Here is a 25,088-nt window from a genome sequence, read left to right as displayed (position 1 = left end):
GGGGCTGGCTACTTCTTGCCGGCGGCGAGCAGGTCGGCAGTGCCCTGCGCGTCGGCGGCGTCGACGTCGTGCAGCGAGATCCCGCGGGTTTCCTTGAGGAAGTACACCGCCACCATGGTGATCACGCAGGCGATCAGCAGGTAGATAGCCACCGGGACCGAGGACTTGAACTGGCCCAGCAGTGCGACGGCAATGATCGGGGCCAGCGAGCCTGCCACGATCGAGGTCACCTGGTAGCCCAGCGACACGCCGGAGTAGCGCATCCGGGTGGGGAACATTTCGGCCATGATGGCCGGCTGCCCGGCGTACATCAGCGAGTGGAAGAGCAAGCCGATGATGACGGCGGCCAGGATGATGAAATCGTTCCCGGTGTCCATCATCGGGAAGGCGAAGAAGCCCCAGGTGGCGCCGAGCACGGCACCGGCCATGTAGACCGGGCGGCGGCCGAACCGGTCCGAAAGCCGGCCGACGAGCGGGACGGCGACAAAGTGGATCGCGTGCGCAATGAGCAGCAGCAGCAGGATCCGGGCGGTGTCGGCGTGGACCACGGTCTTGAGGTAGGTGATGGAGAAGGTGACCACCAGGTAGTACAGGATGTTCTCCGCGAACCGCAGGCCCATGGCGGTGAACACGCCGCGGGGGTAACGGCGGAAGACCTCGGCGACGCCGTAACCCTTCTGCCCCTCTTCAACCTCCTTGCGGGCCTCCAGGAAGATCGGGGCGTCCTGGACCTTGGTACGGATGTAGTAGCCGATCAGCACGATCACCGCGGACAGCCAGAACGCGACCCGCCAGCCCCAGCTGAGGAAGTCCGCAGCGGGCAGCACGGAGGACAGGATGAAGAGCACGCCGGTGGCGAGCAGGTTGCCCATCGGGACGGCGGACTGCGGCCAGCTGGACCAGAAGCCGCGGGACTTGCTGGGGCTGTGCTCGGCGACCAGCAGCACGGCGCCGCCCCACTCACCGCCGACGGCGAAGCCCTGGGCGAAGCGCAGGAATACCAGCAGGGCCGGTGCCCAGTAGCCGATCTGGGCAAAGCTCGGCAGGCAGCCCATCAGGAAGGTGGAGACACCGACGAGGATGATGCTCAGCTGCAGGAGCTGCTTGCGGCCGAACTTGTCACCGAAGTGGCCAAAGACGATGCCGCCGATCGGCCTGGCCACGAAGCCCACCGCATAGGTCAGGAAGGCGGCCAAGATTCCGTCCAGCTCCGTGCCGGAGTTGGGGAAGAACATCTTGCCGAAGACCAGGGTGGCGGCAGAGGCGTAGAGGAAGAACTCGTACCACTCAACCACCGTGCCGGCCATCGAGGCCGCAACTACCTTCTTCAGGCCCGAGGACTTGACGTCGGGCTCTTCTGTTCGCCGTATGGCGGTGTTTTCCGTACTCATGTGGGACTCCTTCGATGTCTCCGTCGACATCCTGTGAACCTGAGGTGTGTGTGGTGTGGCACACAGCGATATCCTCCACGAGTATGGACTGCCGCCGCGGAAGGCTCAACGACCATTCCCGCAGAGCACATCTGCAAAAATGCACAGGCCGCGCCGCCCCCACCCGATCTGGCGGAAAAGCCAGGCGAAAGAGCCAGGCAAAGAAGTCAGGCGAAGAAGTTGCCCCGCAGGTGCCCGCCGAGCTGGCCGATCTCGGTCAGGAAGCCGTCGTGGCCGATGGGAGCCCGGATCAGCTGCACCGGCACATTGCCGGGCAGGGCCCCGGCGAGTTCCTGGGACTGCGCCGGGAAGTAGAGCCGGTCCGAGTCGACGGCCGCGACCAGGAACTCGGCCGTGGTGCGGGAGAGCGCCTGCTCAAGGGTGCCGCGGCCGCGGCTGACATCGTGGCTCATCAGGGCTTCGGTAATGGCGATGTAGCTGTTGGCATCGAACCGGCGCACCAGCTTGTTGCCCTGGTGGTCAAGGTAGCTCTCCACCTGGTAGCGGCCGCGGCCGGCCAGCGAACCGGCCGTCAGGGGCGTCTCGTCGGTCTGGGCATTGCGCCCGAACCGGCCGTCGAGTTCGGCCGCGGACCGGTAGGTGATGTGGGCGATCCGGCGCGCCAGCGCCAGGCCGGCATGGGGCTCGGTGCCTCCGTAGTAGTCACCGCCGTTAAAATTCGGGTCCTGCCGGATGGCCAGGGTCTGGGCCTGGGCGAAGGCGATCTGCTCGGCGGTGCTGCGGGCGCCGACCGCTATCACCGCGCAGCGCCGGACCCGGTCCGGGTGGCTGACAGCCCACTCGAGGGCACGCGCGCCGCCGAGGGAACCGCCCAGCACCGCGTGCCAGTTCTCGATTCCGAGCGCGTCGGCGAGCCGGGCTTCGGCTGCGGTGCTGTCCCGCAGGGTGACCAACGGGAAGCGCGAGCCCCACGGACGGCCGTCCGGGGCCGGCGTCGAGGGTCCTGTCGAGCCGTAGCAGCCGCCCAGGATGTTGATCGAGACCACAAAGAAGCGGTCGGTGTCCACCGGGGCGCCGGGGCCGGCCAACTGCTCCCACCAGCCCGGTTCTGCGCCGGCGCCGCGGGTGACATGCGTGTCCCCGGTCAGGGCATGTTCGATCAGCACGGCATTGGAGGCGTCCGCGTTGAGGGTTCCCCAGGTCTCGTAGGCGAGGGTGGCGTCCGGCAGGGTGGCGCCGGATTCCAGGTCCAGGTCGCCGATCCGCAGGTACCGCAGGGTTCCGTCCGGAACGGCGGCGTGGGCGGGGTGGGTTGAGGCACCCGTACGGGTGGCGGCAATCGTCATGTGCAGACCTAACTTCGCGCTTGCCCGCCGTCAGCAGACCGGCAGGCCAGGTCTTCACCCGGGGCACCCCGCCGGAAGCGGAGGGTTGCCGGCCAGCAAGCCGGGGCTGTCACTGGCACTCATGACCTGGCTCGAGTCTACGAAACGGGGCCGGGCAAGCGCGAAGATTGTGACGGCTGTATGACCTCAGGCCAGTTTGGCCGCGCGGAATCCCGCGTCGAGGTCGGCGAGGATGTCATCGATGTGCTCGAGTCCCACGGAGAGCCGGACCAGGCCCGGCTGGACCCCCGCGACCGCCTGCTGTTCGGGCGACAGCTGGCTGTGCGTGGTCGATGCCGGGTGGATCACCAGGGAGCGCACATCGCCGATGTTCGCCACGTGGGAGTGCAGCTCAAGGGCGTCGACGAAGCGTTTGCCCGCCTCTGCTCCCCCGGCGATGGTGAAGGCGACCACGGCACCGGTACCCTTCGGGCCGTACTTGCGGCCGCGTTCATACCAGGGGCTGGAGGGCAGCCCGGCGTAGGCAACCGATTCGACGTCGTCACGCGCCTCCAGCCAGGCCGCCACCTTGCCGGCGTTCTCGACGTGCCGCTCCACCCGCAGGCTCAACGTCTCGATGCCCTGGGCGATCAGGAAGGCGTTGAACGGTGAGACCGCGGACCCGAGGTCGCGCAGCAGCTGGACCCGCGCCTTGAGGATGAAGGACAGGTTCGCGCCCAGCGCGCCGTCCGCTCCGAGGTCCCGGGCATAAACCAGTCCGTTGTAGGTGGGGTCCGGGGTGTTGAACCCGGGGAACCGCTCGGGGTCCTTGCCGAAGTCGAAGTTGCCGGAGTCCACGATCACGCCGCCGATCGCGGTGCCGTGGCCGCCCAGGTACTTGGTGGCCGAATGCACCACAATGTCCGCGCCCCACTCGATCGGCCGGATCAGGTACGGCGTGGAGAGGGTGTTGTCCACAATCAGCGGGACTCCGGCGCTGTGGGCGACCTCCGCGACCCCCTCAAGGTCCAGTACGTCCTGGCGCGGATTGGACACCACCTCGCCGAAGAACAGCTTGGTGTTCGGCTGCACGGCCGCCCGCCACTGATCCAGGTTGTCCGGGTCCGCGACGAACGTCACCGAGATGCCGAGCTTCTTCAGCGTGTGCGCCAGCAGGTTGTACGTGCCGCCGTACAGGCTGGGGCTGGCCACCACGTGGTCCCCGGCCTCGGCAAGGTTAAGGATGGCGAGCGTCCCCGCGGCCTGCCCCGAGCTGAGCAGCAGGGCGCCGACCCCTCCTTCCAGGCTGGCGATCCGCTGCTCCACCGCGTCCTGGGTGGGGTTGCCGATCCGGGTGTAAATGGGGCCGAGTTCGGCGAGGGCGAAACGGTCCGCAGCGCTCTCGGCGCTGGGGAAGACAAACGACGTCGTCTGGTAAATCGGCAGTGCACGCGCCCCGGTAGCGGGGTCCGGCTCCTGGCCGGCGTGGATCTGGCGGGTTTCGAAGGACCAGGCATTGGACATGGCAATAGCTCCCTGTTACTGGGCACAGCCCGCCCCGGGCCCGAAGGCCGGACGGCGCTGGCGCCGCGCTTGCCACCCGGCGGGCGCCGGGCGGCCAGGTCTTCACCCGGGGCACCCCACCGCGTAAGGAGGGTTGCCGGCCAGCAAGCCGGGGCTCGATGCTGGCACTCATGACCTGGCCCCAGTCTAGGTAGGGCCGGCGGGCGCGGATAGCTTTGTGACAAAGATGAAGTACGGGCCGGAAATGCCGGTGGCGGGCGGTGGTTGCGTCAGGCCGGGCCCTCTCAAACGACATCCCATGACGGTTAGGGCGGCCTAAGCTGAGAGCTCTATCACAAAGTGCCAAGATGATGGCATGCGCATGGATCACGTCTCTTACGCCTGTGAACAAGATGGCTTGGCTGCCACCACCGAACGTATTGCGACCGCCCTCGGTGTCGAAGCCGTCAAGGGCGGAGTACACCCCCGGTTCGGGACCCGCAACATGATTATTCCGCTGGCCGGGCACAAGTACCTGGAGGTCGTGGAGGTCCTGGACCACCCCGCCTCAGACAAGGCGCCGTTCGGCCAGGCCGTGCGGGCCCGCTCGGCTGCCGGCGGCGGCTGGATGGGGTGGTGCGTCGAGGTCGACGACCTGGCCCCGTTCGAGAAGCGCCTGGGACGCGCCGCCGTCAACGGCAACCGCAAGTTCCCGGACGGCCGCGAGCTGGTCTGGAAGCAGATCGGCATCCTCGGCCTGATCGCCGATCCGCAGGTCCCCTACATGCTCAAATGGGAGGGCGACCCCGCGTTGCATCCGTCCAACGCGTATCAGAGCAGCGTCAAAATGTCTGAGCTCACTATCGCGGGTTCGGCGGAGCGGGTCACCGAGTGGCTTGGCATGCCGGTGGAAAAGCCGCTGGAAGACGTGGCGGTCAACTGGCTGGCCCCCCGCGGGACGCCCGGTATCATGTCCGTCACGTTCGAAACCGCCTCCGGAGCCGTCACCATCTGACGCTTTCGGGCCACAAGACTTCGGCCGCCAGCCGCGGGTGCCAATGACGCCACCCGCCGCCGGCGGCCGAAACCCTTTTAATGGCTTCCTTAGCCCAGGTTTAATGGCTTCCTTAGCCCAGGCCGATGGCTTTGCCGAAGAGGCTGAAGCCGACGAAGGCGACAATGTCCAGCAGCGCGTGCGCGATCACCAGCGGCATCACCCGTCCGGTCTTCCGGTAGATCAGCGCGAAGACGACGCCCATGACCGCGTTGCCGAGGAACGGGCCGAAGCCCTGGTAAAGGTGGTAGCTGCCGCGCAGGAGGGAGCTGGCGAGGATGGCCGCCGGCGCGCCCCAGCCGAACTTCCCCAACCGGTCCAGCAGATAGCCCACCACAATGACTTCCTCGACAATCCCGTGCCGGATCGCGGAGAGGATGAGGACCGGCACCGTCCACCAGTAGGAGTCCAGTGCACTCGGGATGATCGCGGTCGTAATTCCCAGCGCCCGGCCGGCGGCGTAGAGCCCGAGCGACGGGATCCCGATGAGCGCGGCGAGGCCCAGGCCCTGGCCCAGGTCCCTGCCGGGGCGGGCAAAGTTGAAGCCCAGTTTCCGGAACGCCGAGGTTCCGGCGCCGCCGGTGAAAGTGCCGCCGGCCGGGCCGGCGGCCCGGTGTTCGGTCAGGAAATAGATCACCAGCACCACCGGGACCAGGGCGAAGATGATGTCCAGCAGTTGGTAGGTGAGATCGAAGTATTCGCGCGGGCTCTGCGAGCGGTTCAGCGTCGATGTGCCCTGCGCCAGCGGCGCCCGGGTCATCTTGTCCAGCAGCTGCACCACCGAGTACACCGCCGACTGGCCGAGGGACAGGCCCAGGACAATCCAGACTTCAAGCCGCAGCCGACGGCGGGAGGGAACCAACATGTTCCTATCTTGCCTGCCGTTTCGGGGAGTTGACTGCACGCGCCTATGCTGGGGGCGTGAGTGCGCCCGGGAGAATCTACCTGATCCGGCACGGCCAGTCCGCCGCCAACGCCGACACCTCGATCTACAACCGGGTGCCCGACTACCGGATTCCGCTGACCCCGCTCGGCATCGAACAGGCCACGGCCGCGGGAGAGCTGCTGCGGCGGGACCTGGACGGACAAAAGGTCTGCGTTTATGTCTCGCCGTATCTGCGGGCTTACCAGACCCTGGAGGCGCTCCGGCTGGGGTCGCTGACGGAGCGGGTGATCGAGGAGCCGCGGCTGCGCGAACAGGACTGGGCGAACTTCCAGATCGCCGGCGACATTGAGGACCAGAAGGAGCTCCGCAACGCGTACGGGCACTTCTTTTACCGCTTCCGCGAGGGCGAGTCCGGCTCCGACGTCTACGACCGGATCTCCTCCTTCATGGAGACCCTGCACCGGCACTGGTCCCGGCCGGACTACGCGCCGAATGCCTTGTTTGTGACGCACGGACTGACCATGCGGCTGTTCTGCATGCGCTGGTTCCACTGGTCCGTGGAGTACTTTGAATCTCTGAACAACCCGGACAACGCCGAGATCCGCAGGCTGCTGCGCACCGACGAGGGAAAGTACGAACTGGACCGGCCCTTCAGCCAGTGGGAGCACCGGCGGGTGGACGAGACCGTGCTGGATGCCCCGCCGATGGTTTTCTAGCGGACGGCGTCCTGGCCGACTGTGTCCCGGCCGACGGTGTCTTAGCGGGCGCGGACCCCGGCGCGCCAGACCGCATGCGTCAGCGGCATGCCTGGCCGGTACGCCAGGTGCGTCGCTGACGGGGCGTTGAGCAGGTGCAGGTCCGCCCGGTGCCCGACGGCGATCGAGCCGACCGCCCGCTGTCCGTCGACGTCGTTCCCGGACTCCCGGCCGAGCGCCAGTGCGCCGCCGTACGTCGCCGCGCGGACAGCCTCGTGCACGCTGAGCCGCATCTGCAGCACGGCTGTGGTGACGCAGAACGCCATCGAGGACGTGTAGGAGGTGCCGGGGTTGCAGTTGGAGGCGAGCGCCAGCTGCGCACCGGCGTCGAGCAGCTGCCGTCCGGGCGCCAGCGGCTGTCGGGTGGACAGGTCGCAGGCTGGCAGGCAGGTGGCGACGGTTCCGCGCCTGCCTGTGCCGGCGTCGGGGTCCCAGCCGGACCAGCTGTCGGCGAGGGCCCCGATATCCGGGCCGGAGAGGTAGTTGACGTGGTCCACGCTGGCTGCCCCGAACTCGACCGCCAGCTGCACACCGGCTCCGGGGCCCAGCTGGTTGCCGTGCACGCGCAGGCCCAGCCCGGCTTCCCGGCACGCCTGCAGCACGCGCCGTGACTGGTCCTCGTTGAAGGCGCCCCGTTCACAAAAGACGTCGGCCCAGCGCACGTAGGGGCGAACCGCGGCGAGCATGGGTCCGCAGACCAGGTCGAGGTAGTCCTCCGCGTCCATGCCGGCCGGGACGAGGTGGGCGCCGAGGTAGGTGACCTCGTCCGCGACCGTGCCGGCGATCCGCGCGCTGCGGGCCTCGTGCTCCACGTCCAGCCCGTAGCCGGTCTTGGTTTCGAGGTAGGTGGTGCCTTGCGCCACCGCTTCCGCGACCCGTCCCAGCGCCAGCCGGGTGAGGTCGTAGTCGCCGGCCCTCCGGGTGGCGTCGGTAGTGGCCGCGATGCCGCCGGCGCGGTAGGCCTCCCCCGCCATTCGCGCCTCGAATTCCGCCGTCCGGTCGCCGGCAAAGACCAGGTGGGTATGCGAGTCGACCCAGCCGGGCAGGAGCGCCCGGCCGCCGGCGTCGACGGCGTCGTCGGCGGCGGGCGCCTGGGCTGCCGCTCCGATCCAGGCGATCCGTTCCCCCTCGATCACGATAGCCGCGGCGTCCAGGACCCGGTGTTCGGCGTCCTGGGTCATCAGTTCCGCGATGTTGGTGATCAGGGTGCTCATGCGTCCATTCTTCAGCCCCGGATCGACAACCGCGTTGCCGCCACGGCCGCGGCTGTCCGGGATGCCGGACTGTCCGCCGGGAACGGGCTGCCGCCCTGCTGTCCGGCCAGGATCAGGGCGGCTGCCAGTTCGGCGATAGCGGAGGAGGTCTGGAAACCGTAGCCGCCCTGGCCGGCAAGCCAAAAGAAGCCGGTGGCTTCGGCGTCGAACCCCACCACCGGGACGCCGTCGGCGGCTTCGGTCCGGAGCCCGGTCCAGGCCCGCTCGACGCTGCCGATTCCCATCGTGGTGAAGGTGTTGAGCCGGGCGATCAGGGCGTCGATGTCACCAGGGTGGGGCTGGGCGTCTTCGGGCCCGCTGGGCACGGTTTCGGATGGCGAGATCAGGACCTGCCGCGCGCCCTCGGGGCGGAAGTAGAAGGCGCCGGTGGCGGCGACCATCGGGCAGCCCGGCGGCAGCGGCCGTTCGACGTCGACGATCGCGGCGGTACGCCGGTAGGGCTGGAGTCCCAGTTTCTCGACGCCGCTGAGCACGGCCAGCTCGTCCGCCCATGCTCCGGCGGCGTTGACCACCACAGCGGCTTCGAAGCCCTCTTGCCCGGCGCCGAGCTGCCAGCCGGATCCGAGGCGCTGCGCCGAGTGGACGCGGGCGCCGGTGATGATGTTCACGCCCGCGGCGGCGGCCCGCTCCCGGTGATCCTCCAGTAGCAGGGGCGCGTTGCAGGCGAACGATCCGGAGTCCAGGCCGGCGGCCGTGAAGGAGTCCGGCTTCAGCGCCGGGCACAGGTCCAGCGCCTCGGCGTGGCTGATCGGCTGCATGAAGCCGCTGGCCTGCTGCCGGACCGATTCCTCGTCCCCGATCAGCATGAACCGGCGCGGCGCGAGCACGGGTTCGGGCCGGGTGCCCTCGTGGCTGCCGAGCAGTTCCAGGGTGCGCATGGTCAGTTCCTGGACCACGGGCGGACCGTAACTGGGGATCAGCTGCCGGGCGGACCGCCCGGACGTGTGGTACCCCAGCGACTGCTCGGCTTCGACCAGGGCCACGCTGCATTTGCCGGCAAGCGCGGCGGCAAGGGACAGGCCGGCGATGCCGCCGCCGACGATCACGACATCGTATGTAGCTGACATCCCCCCATCCTTGCATCCGGGGGGAGGCCGCGTCAGTAGTTTTGGGCGTCAGTAGTTTCGGCCCGGCGGGGCGCCGTTATACGTGGGCGGCCGCCTCCGCGCGGCTGCGGACGAACGCCTGGACGCAGCTTTCGACGTCGTCCGTGCTGTGCGCGGCGGAGAGCTGGACGCGGATCCGGGCTGCGCCCTTGGGCACGACGGGGTAGCTGAACGCGGTGACGAAGACGCCGTGGGCGAGCATCGCGTCCGCGACCCTGGCGGCGGTCACGGCGTCGCCAAACATGACCGGGACGATGGCGTGTTCGCCGGGGAGCAGGTCGAAGCCCTCCTCGGCCATCCGGCGCCGGAAGAGCCCGGCGTTGGCGAAGAGGCGGCTGCGGAGCTCGGCGGACTGCTCGACCAGGTCAAGGGCCTTCAAGGTCGCCGCCACGATGGCCGGTGCCAGCGAGTTGGAGAACAGGTAGGGGCGTGCCTTCTGCCGGAGCATGGCGACGATCTCGCGGCGGCCGGAGACGTAGCCGCCGGACGCGCCGCCGAGGGCCTTGCCGAAGGTGCCGGTGTAGATGTCCACCCGGTCCGAGACGCCGGCGTGTTCGGGGGTGCCGGCACCGGAGGCCCCCATGAAGCCCACGGCGTGTGAATCGTCCACCATGACCAGGGCGTCGTACTTTTCGGCGAGGTCGCAGATCGCTTCGAGTGGGGCCAGGAATCCGTCCATCGAGAAGACGCCGTCGGTGACGATGATCTTGCGCCGGGCGGGGTTCTCCTGCGTGTCGGCCTCAATCAGCCGCGCCTCGAGGTCCGCCATGTCCTGGTTGGCGTAGCGGAAGCGCCGGGCCTTGCAGAGCCGGATCCCGTCGATGATGGAGGCGTGGTTCAGCGCATCGGAGATGACCGCGTCTTCCGGGCCGAACAGGGACTCGAAGACGCCGCCGTTCGCGTCGAAGCAGCTGGAGAACAGGATGGTGTCCTCGGTGCCGAGGAACGCCGAGACCCGTTCCTCGAGGGCCAGGTGCAGGTCCTGGGTGCCGCAGATGAAGCGCACGCTGGCCATTCCGAAGCCGCGATCGTCCATCGCCGACTTGGCGGCCGCGATGATCTCGGGGTGGTCGGCGAGGCCGAGGTAGTTGTTGGCGCAGAAGTTCAGGACGTCGGCTGCGCCCTGGCCCACCTGGCCGGCACGGATCCGGCCGGCCTGCGGCGAGTCGATGTGGCGCTCGGTCTTGAACAGGCCGGCGCCGCGGATCGCGTCGAGTTCGTCCTGCAGTTGGTCCTTGATGGCTGAATACATGGGTTGCGCTCCTGGGCTGGGGGAATTTTTGTACGGTACCGGAAAGCGGCGCGGCCTAGAAGCCGGTCCAGTCGAGGACGACTTTGCCGCCGCTGCCGGCACGGGCAATCTCGAAGCCCTTTTCCCAGTCGGCGGCGGGCAGCGTGTCCGTGACCACCGCGGAGATGTTGGCGTGCAGGACCGGGTTGGAGGAGAGCATGGCGCTCATGGCGTACCAGGTCTCGAACATTTCGCGGCCGTAGATGCCCTTCATGGTCAGCATGTGCGTGACCACCTTGCCCCAGTCGATGTCGATGGACTGGCTGGGCAGGCCCAGCATCGCAATCCGGCCGCCGTGGTTCATGTTCTCGATCATCTCCGGCAGCGCGGACGGGTGCCCGGACATTTCCAGGCCAATATCGAAGCCCTCGCGCATGCCCAGCTCGCGCTGCGCGTCCTTGACCCGCGTTCCGGAGACGTCGATCGCGAGGTCGACGCCGAGCCGGCGCGCCAGCTCCAGCCGCGGAGCGGAGACGTCCGTGATGGCGATCTTCCGGGCGCCGGCGTGCCGGGCGACCGCGATGGCCATCAGGCCGATCGGTCCGGCGCCGGTGATGAGGACGTCCTCACCGACCAGGGGGAAGCTGAGCGCGGTGTGCACGGCGTTGCCGAACGGATCAAAGATCGCGCCGAGTTCCGGCGTGACGGACGGATCGTGGTGAACCCAGACGTTGGTTTCGGGGATCACGACGTACTCGGCGAAGGCGCCGTCACGCTGCACGCCCACGCTGACGGTGTTGATGCACATCTGCTTGCGCCCGGCCCGGCAGTTCCGGCAGATCCCGCAGACGATGTGGCCCTCCCCGGACACCCGGTCCCCCACCCGCACGTCCCGCACGCCCGCGCCGACCTCCACCACTTCGCCGTAGAACTCGTGGCCGGCGATCAGGGGTGCCTGGATCATGCCCTGCGCCCAGGCGTCCCACGACTGGATGTGCAGGTCGGTGCCGCAGATGCCGGTGCTCATGACGCGGATTTTGACGTCCCCGCTGCCGGCCTGGGGCTCAGGGCGGTCGACGAGTTCGAATCCCGCGTGGGCGCCGGACTTGTAGAGAGCCTTCATGGGCCTGCCTAACTGTGCTGGCTGCCTCCGTGCGGCAGCGGTGTGGGACGACTCACCCCATTAGACAAGCAGAAAAGCATTAGCACAACAGAATTTTTCTCAATCGACGATTTAGTAAAAGCTTGAGCATAGGATGGACGTTATGGAAATTCACCAGCTGGAAATGCTACGTGAACTCGGCGCCCTGGGCAGCGTCAAGGCGGTGGCGGAAACGTTGGCGGTCACGCCGTCGGCGGTGTCCCAGCAGCTGGCGGCGCTGCAGCGGTCAGTGGAGGTTCCGCTGACCCGCAAGGAGGGCCGCAACCTGGTGCTGACCGAAGCCGGGCAGGTGCTCGCGGACGCCGGGGCCGCCGTCGTCAGCGCCATGGCGGACGCGAAGATGGCGATCGGCGCCTACCACGGCTCGCCGGTGGCGCCGGTGACGCTGAGCGGATTCCACAGCGCGGGCCAGGCGTTGTTTGGTCCGCTGGCGCGGCTGCTGGCCAAACCGGGACAGCCCACGATCCAGCTCTCCGACGAGGATGTTGCGCAACAGGACTTCCCGGCGCTGACGGCCCGCTACGACCTGGTCCTGGCGCACCGGATGGACCACAGCCCGCGGTGGCCGCAGGAACGGGTGGCGGTGATCCCGCTCGCGCATGAGCCGCTGGACGTGGCCCTACCGGCCGGGCACCGGCTTGCCGGCCAGCCCGCGGTGACGGCGGACGACGTCGTCGGCGAACCGTGGGTGACCAGCCATGCCGGCTACTCCCCCGCCGATGTGCTGGCTGCGGTCGCCGCTGTCTCCAGCCGGGAGCTGAACATCGTGCACCGGATCAACGACTACTCCACCGTGGCGGCCCTGGTCGCGGCCGGCAGCGTGGTGGGTTTGCTGCCGCGCCACACCGCGCGGCCCGCGCTAAACCCGGGGATCGTGCTGAAGCCGCTGGAGGGCATCAGCACCCGGCGCCGGATCGACATCCTGGCCCGGCCGGAGAACCTGAAACGCAAGTCGGTCATGATGGTCTGCGACGCGCTGCAGACCATCATGACCGAGCTGGTCACCTGATCCCCAGTTGGGTGCGCGGGTGTCACGCTGTCGGCGTCAACTCCGCGACGGGGACGACGACGGCGCCGGTCGCCGTCGAATCCGGGTTCAGCATCCATCCGACCCGCTTGGCGGAACTGAGCACCACCACGCTCTCCACAAGCTCGATCCCGGGGATCCTCTGCTGCAGGACCAGTTCGGCGTTCATGACATCGGCCAGGGACTGCAGCCACATCAGGATCACGAAGTTGGTGCGCCCCGTGGTGGAGGCGCTTAGCCGAATGTTGCGGAAGGTGCGCAGTTCTGCGGCAGCGGCCTCGTGCTGGCCGGCCGGCACGTTGGCCAGCCACTGGCAGGTGACCGGATAGCCCGAGTATTTCTGCGCGATTTCGCACCGGAAGGAGAGCATCTGGCTGGCCAGCACCCGGTTCAGCTGCCGCTGGACAGTGGCGGGGTTGCGGCCCAAAGCGCGGGCGATCTCCGCGGCCGTCGCCCGTCCGTCCCTGGCGAGGAACGGGATCAGCGCCAGATGGCTCGGCGGCAGCGGCGCACCCGGGGTCCGGGGCGGCGCCGAGCCGGTCGCTTCCGGCCCCGCCAGCGCCTTCAGGGCAGCCTGCTGCGATTTGTTCAGGACATTGAGCCGCCAGGCGTAGCCGCCGGCATGCAGGCGGGTGCACAGCGAGGTGCGGTACTTGGTGAGGCCGGGGATCTCCTTGAAGCGCGGCACCACTGATTCGCTGAACTGGGCGAGGGTGGGCGTGATGACCGTCAGCATGAGGTCACGGTTGCTCGCTGCTTCCTCCACCGTGACCACTTCCGGGAGGGCGGCAAGGGCGGCCGTGACGTCGGCACGCAGCCGCATCTCGCAGTCCACGTCCACCAGCGCCAGGCACATCTGCTGGGGATCGCCCATCCAATGCGCCGTAAGCCAGGCAACGCCGGACGCCTTCAACCGCTCCCACCGGGCAGCAAGGGTGGTCGCGTGGACGCCCAGGACGCCGGCGGCATCGGTCCAGCTGATCCGCGGCGCGATCTGCAGCGCATTGATCAGGTCGAAGTCCTCCTCACTGAGTTCCATCTGCGTCCTCCCTCGGCTGCGTGAATACTGCAGGAACAATCATAGTTTTGATTTTTTCCAGCCGTTTGCGTCATTGTGAACCGGATCACCTCACAATAGGCAGTAGATCACAAACCGAACGTTCAGGAAGCAGGAGAGCTGATGCCGATTACCGCGGACGCCAAGGAACTCCGGGGCGAGATCGCCCGGTTCCGCCATGAGTTGCATCAGGAGCCGGAGATCGGCCTGGACCTTCCCCGCACCCAGGAAAAAGTTCTCAAGGCGCTCCAGGACCTCCCGTTTGAGATCACCCTCGGGGAAAGCACGACGTCGGTCACCGCGGTCCTGCGCGGCGGGGCGCCGCACGCAGCGGCCGCCAGACCGGTCGTCCTGCTGCGCGCTGACATGGACGGCCTTCCCGTCCAGGAACGCACCGGCGTCGCGTTCTCCTCCAGGATTGACGGCGCCATGCATGCCTGCGGCCACGACCTCCACACCTCGATGCTGGCCGGAGCGGCCACCCTGCTGGCCGAACGCCGCGAACAGCTTGCCGGCGACGTCGTCCTGATGTTCCAGCCGGGCGAGGAAGGCTTCGACGGCGCCGGCCACATGATCCGCGAAGGCGTCCTGGACGCAGCAGGGCGCCGGGCTGATGCCGCCTACGGGATGCACGTGTTCTCCGCGCTGGAACCACACGGGCAGTTCTGCACCAAGCCGGGTGTCATCATGAGCGCCTCGGATGGCCTCTTCGTCACGGTGCTGGGGTCGGGCGGCCACGGCTCCGCGCCGCACGCCGCCAAGGACCCCGTCACGGCCGTCGCCGAAATGGTGACGGCCCTGCAGGTGATGGTCACCCGCCGGTTCAACATGTTCGATCCCGTGGTCCTTACCGTCGGCCTCCTGCAGGCCGGCACGAAGCGCAACGTCATCCCCGAATCCGCGCGCTTCGAAGCCACCATCCGCACCTTCTCCGACGCATCCCGGGAACTGATGATGACTGCCATTCCGGTCCTCCTCAAGGGCATCGCCTCGGCCCACGGCTTGGAGGTGGACGTCGACTACCGCGCCGAATACCCCCTCAGTGTCACGGACGAAGACGAGACGCACACAGCCGAGAAGACCATCGCGAAGCTGTTTGGTGAATCCCGCCATACCCGCTGGGCCACTCCGCTCAGCGGCTCGGAGGACTTCTCCCGGGTGATGGCGGAGGTGCCCGGCACCTTCATCGGGCTCAGTGCCGTCACCCCCGGCGCCGACCACACCGCCACACCGTTTAACCATTCCCCTTACGCCACCTTTGACGACGGCGTTCTGTCCGACGGCGCAGCGCTTTACACAGAGCTCGCAGTCTCCCGCATCGCAGCCCTTGCCGCTGCCGGCAACTGACCATTACCACCATCACTTGGAGCACGACATGACCGCCACCGTAGGCACTTCAGCCACAGTCCAGGTTCATAAATCCCACCTGCGGACCCTCATCGGCACCGGCATCGGCAACGCCGTTGAATGGTACGACTGGGCCATCTACGCCACGTTCTCGCCCTTCATTGCCGGCGCGCTGTTCAGCACCGCGGACCCGACGTCGGCGGTCCTCTCCACGCTGGCGATCTTCGCCGTCGGCTTCGTTGCCCGCCCCTTCGGCGGTTTCGTCTTCGGCTGGATCGGTGACCGGGTCGGCCGCAAGACGTCCATGACCTTCGCCGTCGGCCTCGCGGCCGTCGGCAGCCTGCTCATCGGGATCGCACCGACCTTCGCGGCCGTCGGCGCCTTCGCCTCGGTGATGCTGCTGGTGGCCCGCCTCATCCAGGGCCTGGCCCACGGCGGCGAACTGCCGTCGTCCCAGACGTACCTGTCCGAGATGGCCCCCAAGGAAAAGCGCGGTTTCTGGGCGACGCTCATCTACACCTCCGGCACGGCAGGAATCCTGGCCGGCACGCTGCTGGGCGCCATCCTGACCGGAGTCCTCAGCAAGGCCGACATGAACGCCTGGGGCTGGCGCATCCCGTTCCTGATCGGAGGGGCCCTGGGCATCTACGCCCTGGTCATGCGGGCCCGCATGAAGGAAACCGAGGCCTTCGAGGCTGAAGCCCCGAAGGAGAAGCACGAGCCGATGTGGCCGCAGATCTTCCGGTACCGCAAACAGGCCCTGCAGGTCATCGGCCTGACCGTCGGCCTTACCGTGTCCTACTACATCTGGGGTGTGGTGGCTCCGAGCTACGCCGCCACCACCCTCAAGATGGACCGCGGGGACGCCCTGTGGGCCGGCGTGATCGGCAACATTGTCTTCATCGCCGCCCTGCCGTTCTGGGGCAAGCTGTCTGACCGCATCGGCCGCAAGCCCGTGCTGATCGCCAGCTCTGCCGGTGCCGCGCTGCTGCTTTTCCCGATGACCTGGCTCCTGAAGGACTCCCCCTGGCAGCTGGCCGTGAGCATGTCCGTGATGCTGTTCTTCATCGCGGGCAGTGCGGCCATCGTCCCGGCCGTCTACGCCGAGCTGTTCCCCACCAAGATCCGCACCATCGGCGTCGGGATCCCCTACTCCATCTGCGTGGCGGTCTTCGGCGGCACCGCCCCGTACCTGCAGACCTGGCTGGGCACCATCGGCCAGGCCGGCCTGTTCAACGTCTACGCGGTGATCCTGCTGCTGGTGGGCATCGCCTTCGTCTTCACCATCCCGGAGACCAAGGGCAAGGACCTGACGCACTAGGCCTGCGCCCCCGGCGACACCCCGCACCCGGCGACACGCAAATGCCCTGCCGCTACCGGTATCCCGGCAGCGGCAGGGCATTTGCGCGTCACGGGGCGGTTTGCGCCTCAGCTTCGGCTCAGCCTTCGACCCCGAGTCGCTGCAGGATCAGCTCCTTGACGCGCCCTGCGTCGGCCTGGCCGCGGGTGGCCTTCATGACGCCGCCGACGATCGCGCCGATCGCCTGGAGCTTCCCGCCACGGATCTTGTCCGCGACGCCGGGCTGCGCGGCGAGGGCGGCGTCGATGGCTTCCAGCAGGGGGCCGTCGTCGGAGACCACCGCGAGGCCGCGCTGGGCAACGATTTCCGCGGGGGTGCCCTCGCCGGCGAGCACGCCGTCGAGGACCTCGGAGGCCATCTTGTTGTTGATCTTGCCGTCCTCGACCATCTGGTTCAGTTCCACGATGGTGGCCGGGGCGACGCCGAGCTGGCCGGGGTCGACGTCGGCGTTCTTGGCGCGCCCGACGATCTCGCCCATCCACCACTTCCGGGCCACCGTGGCGGTGGCGCCGGCGGCGATGGTCTCCTCGATCTCGTCCATGACGCCGGCGTTGACGACGTCGCGGAACTCCAGGTCGGAGTAGCCCCAGTCGGCCTGCAGCCGCTTGCGGCGGGCGGCCGGCGGCTCGGGCAGCGTGGCCCGGAGCTCTTCGACCCATTCCCGGGACGCCACGATCGGCACCAGGTCCGGTTCCGGGAAGTAGCGGTAGTCGTCGGCGTCGGACTTTGGCCGGCCCGAGGTGGTGGAGCGGGTGTCCTCGTGCCAGTGCCGGGTTTCCTGGATCACGGGCTCGCCGGATTCCAGCACCGCGGCGTGCCGCTGGATTTCGAAGCGGACGGCGTGTTCGACGGCGCGCAGCGAGTTGACGTTCTTGGTCTCCGAGCGGATCCCGAAGCGTTCGCGGCCGTGCGGGCGCAGCGAGACGTTGGCGTCGCAGCGGACGTTGCCGCGTTCCATTTTCGCGTCCGAGACGCCGAGGTTCTTGACGATCTCCCGGACGGCGGCGACGTAGGCCTTGGCGAGTTCGGGGGCGCGGCTGCCGGCCCCTTCGATCGGCTTGGTGACGATCTCGACCAGCGGCACGCCGGACCGGTTGTAATCCACCAGCGAGTAGTCGGCGCCCTGGATCCGGCCGGCCGCGCCGCCCATGTGGGTGAGCTTGCCGGCGTCCTCCTCCATGTGGGCGCGTTCGATTTCGACCCGGAACACGGTGCCGTCGGAAAGCTCGATGTCCAGGTAGCCGTCGTAGGCGATCGGCTCGTCGTACTGGGAGGTCTGGAAGTTCTTCGGGGTGTCCGGGTAGAAGTAGTTCTTCCGGGCGAAGCGGCAGGTCTCGGCAATCTTGCAGTTCAGCGCCAGGCCGATCTTGATCGAGGACTCGATCGCGGTCCGGTTCACCACGGGCAGCACGCCGGGAAGGCCCAGGTCCACCTCGTTGACGTTGGTGTTGGGCTCGTCGCCGAAGATGTTGGGCGCGGAGGAGAACATTTTGGTCTTGGTGTTGAGCTCCACGTGCACCTCGAAGCCGAGCACCGGGTCGTACCGCTCCATCGCTTCTTCGAAGCTGAGGGTTGCGTCAGTCATTAGTGTGAACCTCCGTGGCTCGCGGGAGCGCCGGCAGCAACCACCGGCGCGGAATCAGTCAGTGCAGGGGCCTTCTCCAGCAGCGGTCCGCCCCACTGCGCCTCGAGCAGCGACTCGAGCACCGCGCCGACCCGGTAGAGACGCGCGTCCTGGCGCGCCGGGGCGAGCAGCTGGACGCCGACCGGCAGTCCGTCCTCGTCGGCCAGGCCGCCGGGCAGGGACAGGCCGGGCACGCCGGCCATGTTGGCGGGGATGGTGGCGACGTCGTTGAGGTACATGGCCAGCGGGTCGTTGAGCTTCTCGCCGAGCTTGAACGCCGTGGTCGGCGCCGTCGGGGAGATCAGCACGTCGGCCTGGGCGAACGCGGCGTCGAAGTCACGCTGGATCAGGGTGCGCACCTTCTGGGCCGAGCCGTAGTAGGCGTCGTAGTAGCCGGCGCTCAGGGCGTAGGTGCCCAGGATGATGCGGCGTTTGACCTCATCGCCGAAGCCGGCGGCGCGGGTGGCGCCCATGACGCGCTCGATGGTGAGCGGCGCGTCGGTGGGCAGCGTGCGCAGGCCGAACCGGACGCCGTCGAACTTGGCCAGGTTGGAGGAGGCCTCGGAGGGCATGATCAGGTAGTAGGCGCCGAGGGCGTACTTGAAGTGGGGGCAGGAGACTTCCACGATCTCGGCGCCGGCGCCCTTGAGCAGTTCGAGGGCCTCGTTGAAACGGTTCTCGACGCCGGCCTGGTAGCCCTCGCCGTGGAGTTCCTTGATGATGCCGATCTTCATGCCTTCGACGTTGCCGGTCCTGGCGGCGGCCACGAGGTCCTCGAGCGGATCCGGCAGCGAGGTGGAGTCGCGCGGGTCGTGCCCGCCGATGACCTGGTGCAGCAGCGCCGAGTCCAGCACGGTCCGGGAGACCGGGCCGATCTGGTCCAGCGAGGACGCCATGGCGATCGCGCCGTAGCGGGAGACGCCGCCGTAGGTGGGCTTTACGCCGACGGTGCCGGTGACGGCGCCGGGCTGGCGGATGGAGCCGCCGGTGTCCGTGCCGAGGGCCAGCGGCGCCTCGAACGCGGCGACGGCGGCAGCCGAGCCGCCACCGGAGCCGCCAGGGATACGGTCCAGGTCCCAGGGGTTGCGGGTGGGACCGTACGCGGAATGCTCGGTGGAGGAGCCCATGGCGAACTCGTCCAGGTTGGTCTTGCCCAGGATCGGCATCTTGGCGGCGCGCAGGCGCTCCACGACGGTGGCGTCGTAGGGGCTGTGCCAGCCTTCGAGGATCTTGGAGCCGGCGGTGGTCGGCTGGCCGATGGTGACGATCAGGTCCTTGACGGCGATCGGGACGCCGGCGAGCACGTGCAGCTCTTCGGCGGCGGGGCCACCGGCGGCACGGATCGCGTCCACTTCGGCGGCGACGGCGAGGGCTTCCTCGGCGTTGACGTGCAGGAACGCGTTGACCTGGCCGTCGACGGCGGCGATCCGGTCCAGGTGCGCCTGCACGACCTCGACGGCGGTGACCTCGCGGGCGGCGAGCTTTTCGGCGAGCGCTGCGGCGGAGAGGCGGAAGAGTTCAGGGGTGGTTTCGGTCATGTCTTAGTCCTCATCCAGGATTGCCGGGACCTTGAAACGGCCCTCGTACGCGTCGGGAGCTCCGGAGAGCGCCTGCTCGGCCGTGAAGGTGTGGCCCACCACGTCGTCGCGGAACACGTTGGTCAGCGGAATCGGGTGGGACGTGGCCGGGATGTCGTCACCGGCGGCTTCGCTCACGGATTTGACCGATTCCACGATGACGGCGAGCTCGCCGGCCATCCTGTCCAGCTCTTCAGCGCTCATCTCGATATGCGCGAGACGCGCGAGGTGCGCGACGTCGTCGCGGTTGATCGCAGCCATGGATCTCCCCTGCAAGGTTCGGATTATTTTCCGTTCCAGTCTACGTGGGTTCCCCTGCTGCTACTTCCCGGGGCTGCCGGGAAGGGCGTCCCACGACGGGATCACAGTCCACGGCAGTGTTTTGTGCGCCGGGCCTTGCGGTTGGGTCCAGCGCGGTGTCCGCCATCGCGGTGCCGCGGCCATCGCAGCGGACATCACTGCAACGGATAACTTCCAGCACTCGGAGCCGTGGCGACCGCTCGTTGTCGAAACTGCTCAGCGCGTGCTTGAGCTTTCAGCGCCATGACGTGCACCATGCACTCCATGGCGGCGATTGGTCCGTGGCCGGCACGACGCACGCTCGACACGACTACCTGCGCACCATCCAACGCGCCGCGTCACGGTTGCGCCGGGGACCATGGCAGCCCTGGCGCTTCGGCAGACCCCTGGACCTGCCTCCCCGTGCTAGCCCCGCCCCCAAAGTACGCGGTGGCCCTGGCTGCCTATCTAGATGTTGGGATCTGAGGCCCGGACGGAAAGAGCGGCCCTGGCGGCGAAGGTAACGCCGGCGAGCAAAAGTAAGACCGCCGAGACGATGCTGTACCAAACCCCGTTGGCGTTCAATGCGATGTATACGCCGACGAGAGAGAAAATAACCGCCCCCAGCGACCAAATGAGCGTTGCTCGCATGGTGTTTTTCATGACATCAGCCTACGGGTTGCCCAACTGATGACCTTCTATTTCGCGTCCCGGCGGGGCTACCGAACGGTCGACACTGACTATGACGATTGGGTTCTTCCTGACGGAACTTGGGATGAACTCGATGCCCGGATCAGGACGGATCTGACGCCCGCTAAAGCATCGCTTACGGGGCGCTGGCTGCCGGTTCGGGGTCCTTGCTTAGGGGCAGGCCCATGAGGACCTCGTCTTGGTCACCCTCCGGGAACCGGAGAGCTCCTGGCCAACGCCCGATTTCCTGCCAACCGCATGACTTGTAGAAGTCTTCAAGGCCCGTGCCTGAACGCAATTCAAGGCGCAGGTGGTCAAGGGCCAGGTCCTCGGAGGCGGCTCGTGCTACCTCGGTCATGAGTGCACGCCCGACGCCGCGTTTTCTGAAGCCAACTGCGGTCTGGACACGAAGTATTCGTGCCCAGTGTGCGGTGAGCTCGCTGGAATTACCGGCTAGGAACAGCCACCCTGCCAGCTGATCGTTGACAGTGGCCAGCAGTAGTCGATTGGCCGGCTCGTGGAGTGACTGGGCCATGCTTTCAAGAGAAGACCGGACTTGCCATAACCGGGGTGGTCAGCCACCGCATTTGAAGGACATCCGCCATGGTCACAATCTTCCCGTCATTGTGGACGGCAGCGGTAGTTCATCGCAGGAGCTGTCTGTGGACCATGGCAGCACTGTCAGCGTAGGCCATTGTGCGCTCCACCTTCTGGTCTTCGCCTCGTACACATCCTGGGGAGCAAGGACCGGGTTCGGCACTATCTTCCGCTTGAACAGGTCCTCGTAGCCGTGTGGGGCGTACGTTGTGAGGACGCCCGCCTCATCTGGGGTGACGGCGAAGCAGCAGGTCTTCGCGGCGAAATGATCGATCGCATCAGGGGTACTGGTGAAGGGGATGGCAAGAACGCCGAAGTGCTCCTCGTACCAAACGTGCACGCGGGCTTCGTTGCGGACTTCGACGTCGACTCCCAGGTCCTTGAATAGCTCGCGCGCCCGTAGAATCACCGCGTTTTCCGCCTCGTAAGAGGTGTCCTCGTCGAAGTAGAACAGGTCGTAGTCCCGGATGCCAGCTCGGGGGTCCTTCCCTTCCAGCACGTTCCAAACAGTTTGGAACAACGCCCCGGCAGTCAACCACCAGTCAGAGACGCCAAGAAGCGGCGCCAGGTCAAGTATTTCCCCGTTGATCGGGTTCTTGTGGATATAGGCCAGAAAGAGCTGCTCGTCACTTGTGGTCACAGGATCATCCTGCCCCACCCCGGGCCCACCCCGTTGAGCGTCGGGGTTCGCTTCACCCCATACGGCCTAGATACGCATCTTGCCGCGGCTCATTGCCGCGGGCTCGGATGCCCGCACTTGCAAGGGCTGAGCAGCGGCATCTAGGCCAAAGCTGAGGCGATCACTGAGAGAACCGCGAGCAGTCCGACGGCGATCACGGGTGCGTTCCATGTGGAGACGACAACCTTACGTGTGGAGGTGTATCCGGCGGATCGGGCTTCGTGCCACGCGGCGACGATGGCGTCACGTCCGGTCTTTGTCTCCGGCTGGCTGATGCGGTCGTTGCTCGGAAGCATGGTGAAGGGACGACTCCTAAGGTTTACTTCGTTCCGAAATCCGGAGCCGAATGCGGTCGGTGGGTTCGGAGCTCCCCAGCTGACGTACCTTTTACCGGCCGCCCAGATGGCTGTGGCGTATCGGACCTCGATGTCCTTAACGGTCCCAAACGGTATCTGGTGGTCGCGCAGACCATTGATCACCTCAAACCCAGAGTCGTCGATGCGCAGGCACGGCCGCCACTGGGATGCGTAAACAAACCAGGACAGTAGAACCAGCCAGGGTGCAGCACGTATTGCGGCATTGAGATCTCCGGCAATTATCAACCACGCCAGCGTTCCTGCGGCGAATACCCACACGGCTGCGGCCACAGGTCGGGCCGATGCCGCCCTGTGCGTTTTGGCCGGCCGCACCGTCGCATAGCGAACGGATCCGCTGACTGTTTCTGCCTGTTCCTTAGCCGGGCCTTCGTTTGATGTCTGCAATGGTCCCCCTCCATGCCGGGCGCCCGCCCGGTGAAAGAAACCTATCCTAACAATCGTCCTGTGCTTCTGATTGTTCGGTTGTCCGTCGGTTCCGTGGTTTAGTTCCGCAGTGGGCAGACCCTGCTGTGACGGCGAGCTATGAGCAGCTCTTGCCGATCGGCACATGAATGGTCTCAGTCATGGTGCCTGTCGTGACGGTCAGCGGCACACAGCCGGCCTCCCTGAGCCAGAACCCACCAGGATCAAGCTGTGCCTGTAGGCTCTGGTTCGTGATTGCCCAAATCCTAGGAGAAGGCCTTCCGCTCGTCGTAATCCATGGATTCGGCGTTGATCATCGGATCATGCTGCCGTTGGAAGACGCCATTGCTGAGTCCGGATGGCAGCGGATTTATATCGACCTACCGTGGGCCGCGGGGAATACCGGCACCAATGCCTCCAGCGCAGACCATATCGCGCAAGGGGCTCTGGCCGATATTGATGAGTACCTTGGAGACCGGCCCTTCGCGGTGATCGGCAACTCCTTCGGAGGCATGATAGCCCGGCACGTAGCCCATGTGCTTCGAGATCAGGTTCTTGGCCTGGCTACTCTTGCGGGTGTGTACGAGCCGAACCATCAGGCTCGCAGCCTTCCCCGCCGGCAGGTCGTCCGAGAGGACCCTTCCGTCCTGGCTTTGGCAGGACCGGTGAGGGATGACTACGAAGAAATGACCGTAGTTCAAAGCGAGGCCACGCTCGAGGCATTCACCCGGTATGCCCTTCCTGGTCTTCGTGGGGCGAACCAAGCCATTCTCGAACGGGTAGCGGAGGACTATGCGCTCTCTGTCGAACCGGAGGTCGCGCACCCTGATCCCTTCCAAGCGCCCTCGTTGCACCTTTTCGGGCGTCAGGACCATGTGACTGGCTACGAGGACGGGTTGAAACTCCGCAACCACTATGTCCGGGGCACGTACGCGGTGCTCGACGCCGCTGGCCATAACGCCCATCTCGAACGTCCGGACCTCACTGCCGCGCTGGTGAAAGATTGGCTCGTGCGGACCAGGGCCTCTGCCCGGTGACGGGCACTGGCTTGCGGCCCTCATCGCCTCGCCTGTGCGATCAACACTTCCCGTGAAGATGCGTCAGACATCGGAACAGGCCGCCGGGGACTAGTCGAAGAGCGGACCCGCTGCGTGTCGCACCCGGCGCCCAGCCATGCCCAATCGAAAGTTGTTTTGACAGGCCGACTACTTAGATAGACAATCTAGTCATGAATGTTCCGGCCTCCGATCCGCAACCCACAGGAAGCGCGGACTGGCCAAGTGATTGGCTCCGGGCCACACTTGGCCTACTTGCCCTCCGCGCACTATCCGCCGGGCCCTCTTATGGATACGCGATCATCAGCGAACTCGAGCGCCATGGGTTCGGCGCCATAAAGGGCGGGACCCTCTACCCACTCCTCACCCGGTACGAGACTGCCGGTCTACTCACCACGGAGTGGCGGGCCGGCGACGGCGGTCCTGGCCGCAAGTACTTCGCGCTGACAGATCAGGGCCGCGCCGAACTCAGCCGCCTGAGCGCTGACTGGCTCCGTTTCGCAGGCACCAGCACTCATTACCTCGACCCCAAGCGGCTCACGAAGGAGATCTCCGCATGACGCAGCAGGCCAACGACAAGAAATGGTTCGACCAGCTCGTCATGGAGTTACGTATCCGCCAAGTGCACGGGAGTGCCATCGGCGACACCATTGCAAGCGCCAGGGAGCTCCTGGGCGATACCGGCCAACAGGCCGAGGAAGCGTTCGGGCCAGCACGAGACTACGCTGCCGCGCTTGAACTCCCGTCCGAGCCGAAGCACGACTGGGTGCGAAAAGCCCTCTGGCCGGCGCTGCTCGGACTTCTGGCCTTCCTGCTCTTCAATCAAGCAGTGGTGTCCTGGACACGGGCGGAACTGCTGCTCGTATCACCCGCGCAGCTGGCGCTCCTCGCTACACCAGTCGTGTTGCTGGCCTTCCTGCCGCTCTACCTCGACGCCGTCATCCGGCGCATCTGGGCCTGTATCGGTATAACCGCCGTTTGCGTCCTCGCAGGGCTCGTCTCGGCCTTCGCGACCCCTGCGAGCCGGGCCGAAGCATGGCTAGCGATCGACCCGCTGCCCTGGCTCATAGGCAGCGCCCTCGTCATGGTGGCACTTTCAATCATGAATACCATCCGGTCATCCCGCTCGGAGGACGACAACGCCATCACCGATCCGCTCTCCGCGACCACCGAGAGCACCGGAAGAGGCGCGAGGGCAATCGTTCAGGTGACCAACTGGTTCTTCCCAATACTCGCCCTCGCCATGCTGGGCCTTGCGCTGTCATTCCGCTAGATCAGCGGGATGCCTGCTAGCGTGCTCCGTCTTGAGTACCGACGCGGGCGCCTGGCA

General features: G+C 67.0%; 24 protein-coding genes and 2 riboswitches. Of the genes, 8 read left to right on the top strand and 16 right to left on the bottom strand.

What is annotated here, in order from left to right; genetic code table 11:
* Window positions 1–8 precede the first annotated feature (8 nt).
* The 3 genes from AC3ANP_RS11085 to AC3ANP_RS11075 form a co-directional block, all read right to left on the bottom strand.
* Window positions 9–1,391 (bottom strand): MFS transporter, encoded by a 1,383-nt coding sequence (locus AC3ANP_RS11085; RefSeq protein ID WP_488330238.1) that lies wholly within the window; start codon window positions 1,389–1,391, stop codon window positions 9–11.
* A gap of 206 nt (window positions 1,392–1,597) precedes the next feature.
* Window positions 1,598–2,737 carry a homoserine O-acetyltransferase MetX gene (gene metX, locus AC3ANP_RS11080; protein WP_488330237.1) on the bottom strand — a complete coding sequence of 380 codons (1,140 nt, stop codon included), beginning with the start codon at window positions 2,735–2,737 and terminating at the stop codon, window positions 1,598–1,600.
* An 11-nt stretch (window positions 2,738–2,748) separates the two neighbouring features.
* Window positions 2,749–2,864, bottom strand: a riboswitch (SAM riboswitch).
* Between the two features lie 59 nt (window positions 2,865–2,923).
* A complete protein-coding gene (locus tag AC3ANP_RS11075; protein ID WP_488330236.1) occupies window positions 2,924–4,240 on the bottom strand; it encodes a bifunctional o-acetylhomoserine/o-acetylserine sulfhydrylase in 1,317 nt (438 codons plus the stop codon).
* Between the two features lie 60 nt (window positions 4,241–4,300).
* Window positions 4,301–4,416: riboswitch (SAM riboswitch) on the bottom strand.
* A gap of 179 nt (window positions 4,417–4,595) precedes the next feature.
* Here AC3ANP_RS11075 and AC3ANP_RS11070 point away from each other — a divergent pair.
* Entirely contained in the window at window positions 4,596–5,234 is a 639-nt protein-coding gene (locus AC3ANP_RS11070; protein WP_488330235.1) for a VOC family protein, read from the top strand.
* 112 nt (window positions 5,235–5,346) lie between these two features.
* Here AC3ANP_RS11070 and AC3ANP_RS11065 read toward each other — a convergent pair whose 3' ends face one another.
* Complete coding sequence (locus tag AC3ANP_RS11065; RefSeq protein WP_488330234.1) at window positions 5,347–6,138, bottom strand: CPBP family intramembrane glutamic endopeptidase; 792 nt, start codon at window positions 6,136–6,138, stop codon at window positions 5,347–5,349.
* 56 nt (window positions 6,139–6,194) lie between these two features.
* On the opposite strand from AC3ANP_RS11065, the gene AC3ANP_RS11060 reads away from it, so the two are divergent.
* Complete coding sequence (locus AC3ANP_RS11060; RefSeq protein ID WP_488330233.1) at window positions 6,195–6,875, top strand: histidine phosphatase family protein; 681 nt, start codon at window positions 6,195–6,197, stop codon at window positions 6,873–6,875.
* 41 nt (window positions 6,876–6,916) lie between these two features.
* Here the strand turns inward: AC3ANP_RS11060 and hutI are convergent, their stop codons facing one another.
* The 4 genes from hutI to tdh form a co-directional block, all read right to left on the bottom strand.
* Window positions 6,917–8,128 carry an imidazolonepropionase gene (gene hutI, locus AC3ANP_RS11055; protein WP_488330232.1) on the bottom strand — a complete coding sequence of 404 codons (1,212 nt, stop codon included), beginning with the start codon at window positions 8,126–8,128 and terminating at the stop codon, window positions 6,917–6,919.
* A gap of 11 nt (window positions 8,129–8,139) precedes the next feature.
* Window positions 8,140–9,255, bottom strand: a complete 1,116-nt coding sequence (locus AC3ANP_RS11050) for an NAD(P)/FAD-dependent oxidoreductase (RefSeq protein WP_488330231.1) — start codon at window positions 9,253–9,255, stop codon at window positions 8,140–8,142.
* A gap of 76 nt (window positions 9,256–9,331) precedes the next feature.
* A complete protein-coding gene (locus tag AC3ANP_RS11045) occupies window positions 9,332–10,546 on the bottom strand; it encodes a glycine C-acetyltransferase (protein WP_488330230.1) in 1,215 nt (404 codons plus the stop codon).
* Window positions 10,547–10,601: 55 nt separating this feature from the next.
* Window positions 10,602–11,648, bottom strand: a complete 1,047-nt coding sequence (gene tdh / locus AC3ANP_RS11040; protein ID WP_488330229.1) for an L-threonine 3-dehydrogenase — start codon at window positions 11,646–11,648, stop codon at window positions 10,602–10,604.
* A gap of 142 nt (window positions 11,649–11,790) precedes the next feature.
* Between tdh and AC3ANP_RS11035 the strand changes: the two genes are divergently transcribed.
* The gene (locus AC3ANP_RS11035) at window positions 11,791–12,696 is read left to right on the top strand and encodes a LysR family transcriptional regulator (protein WP_488330228.1); all 906 of its coding nucleotides are present in this window, start codon (window positions 11,791–11,793) and stop codon (window positions 12,694–12,696) included.
* A gap of 22 nt (window positions 12,697–12,718) precedes the next feature.
* Here AC3ANP_RS11035 and AC3ANP_RS11030 read toward each other — a convergent pair whose 3' ends face one another.
* On the bottom strand, window positions 12,719–13,753 hold the full coding sequence (locus AC3ANP_RS11030) for an Lrp/AsnC family transcriptional regulator (RefSeq protein WP_488330227.1): 1,035 nt from the start codon (window positions 13,751–13,753) through the stop codon (window positions 12,719–12,721).
* A 141-nt stretch (window positions 13,754–13,894) separates the two neighbouring features.
* Between AC3ANP_RS11030 and AC3ANP_RS11025 the strand changes: the two genes are divergently transcribed.
* Both AC3ANP_RS11025 and AC3ANP_RS11020 read left to right on the top strand, forming a co-directional pair.
* Window positions 13,895–15,118 carry a M20 metallopeptidase family protein gene (locus AC3ANP_RS11025; protein WP_488330226.1) on the top strand — a complete coding sequence of 408 codons (1,224 nt, stop codon included), beginning with the start codon at window positions 13,895–13,897 and terminating at the stop codon, window positions 15,116–15,118.
* 28 nt (window positions 15,119–15,146) lie between these two features.
* Window positions 15,147–16,439 (top strand): MFS transporter, encoded by a 1,293-nt coding sequence (locus AC3ANP_RS11020; protein ID WP_488330225.1) that lies wholly within the window; start codon window positions 15,147–15,149, stop codon window positions 16,437–16,439.
* A 118-nt stretch (window positions 16,440–16,557) separates the two neighbouring features.
* Here AC3ANP_RS11020 and gatB read toward each other — a convergent pair whose 3' ends face one another.
* The 7 genes from gatB to AC3ANP_RS10985 form a co-directional block, all read right to left on the bottom strand.
* Window positions 16,558–18,063 carry an Asp-tRNA(Asn)/Glu-tRNA(Gln) amidotransferase subunit GatB gene (gatB, locus tag AC3ANP_RS11015; RefSeq protein WP_488330224.1) on the bottom strand — a complete coding sequence of 502 codons (1,506 nt, stop codon included), beginning with the start codon at window positions 18,061–18,063 and terminating at the stop codon, window positions 16,558–16,560.
* Window positions 18,063–19,640, bottom strand: a complete 1,578-nt coding sequence (gene gatA / locus AC3ANP_RS11010) for an Asp-tRNA(Asn)/Glu-tRNA(Gln) amidotransferase subunit GatA (RefSeq protein ID WP_488330223.1) — start codon at window positions 19,638–19,640, stop codon at window positions 18,063–18,065. The genes gatB and gatA overlap by 1 nt, the downstream gene beginning before the upstream one ends.
* 3 nt (window positions 19,641–19,643) lie before the next feature.
* A complete protein-coding gene (gene gatC, locus AC3ANP_RS11005; RefSeq protein ID WP_488330222.1) occupies window positions 19,644–19,940 on the bottom strand; it encodes an Asp-tRNA(Asn)/Glu-tRNA(Gln) amidotransferase subunit GatC in 297 nt (98 codons plus the stop codon).
* 486 nt (window positions 19,941–20,426) lie between these two features.
* Window positions 20,427–20,621: a hypothetical protein gene (locus tag AC3ANP_RS11000; RefSeq protein WP_488330221.1), complete on the bottom strand. Its 195-nt coding sequence runs from the start codon at window positions 20,619–20,621 to the stop codon at window positions 20,427–20,429.
* A 163-nt stretch (window positions 20,622–20,784) separates the two neighbouring features.
* Window positions 20,785–21,183, bottom strand: a complete 399-nt coding sequence (locus tag AC3ANP_RS10995) for a GNAT family N-acetyltransferase (RefSeq protein WP_488330220.1) — start codon at window positions 21,181–21,183, stop codon at window positions 20,785–20,787.
* 72 nt (window positions 21,184–21,255) lie between these two features.
* On the bottom strand, window positions 21,256–21,885 hold the full coding sequence (locus AC3ANP_RS10990; RefSeq protein ID WP_488330219.1) for a nucleotidyltransferase family protein: 630 nt from the start codon (window positions 21,883–21,885) through the stop codon (window positions 21,256–21,258).
* Between the two features lie 140 nt (window positions 21,886–22,025).
* Window positions 22,026–22,685, bottom strand: coding sequence for a hypothetical protein (locus AC3ANP_RS10985; protein ID WP_488330218.1), 660 nt, complete (start codon window positions 22,683–22,685; stop codon window positions 22,026–22,028).
* A 269-nt stretch (window positions 22,686–22,954) separates the two neighbouring features.
* Between AC3ANP_RS10985 and AC3ANP_RS10980 the strand changes: the two genes are divergently transcribed.
* The 3 genes from AC3ANP_RS10980 (at window position 22,955) to AC3ANP_RS10970 (ending at window position 25,031) form a co-directional block, all read left to right on the top strand.
* Window positions 22,955–23,740, top strand: coding sequence for an alpha/beta fold hydrolase (locus AC3ANP_RS10980; RefSeq protein WP_488330217.1), 786 nt, complete (start codon window positions 22,955–22,957; stop codon window positions 23,738–23,740).
* A 191-nt stretch (window positions 23,741–23,931) separates the two neighbouring features.
* A complete protein-coding gene (locus tag AC3ANP_RS10975) occupies window positions 23,932–24,318 on the top strand; it encodes a PadR family transcriptional regulator (RefSeq protein ID WP_488330216.1) in 387 nt (128 codons plus the stop codon).
* Window positions 24,315–25,031: a hypothetical protein gene (locus AC3ANP_RS10970; protein ID WP_488330215.1), complete on the top strand. Its 717-nt coding sequence runs from the start codon at window positions 24,315–24,317 to the stop codon at window positions 25,029–25,031. Before AC3ANP_RS10975 ends, AC3ANP_RS10970 begins: the two co-directional genes overlap by 4 nt.
* The last annotated feature ends 57 nt before the right edge of the window (window positions 25,032–25,088 follow it).

The sequence above is a fragment of the Arthrobacter sp. JB02-1C genome, from assembly GCF_057748045.1.
This window is presented reverse-complemented; position numbering and strand designations above follow the sequence as displayed.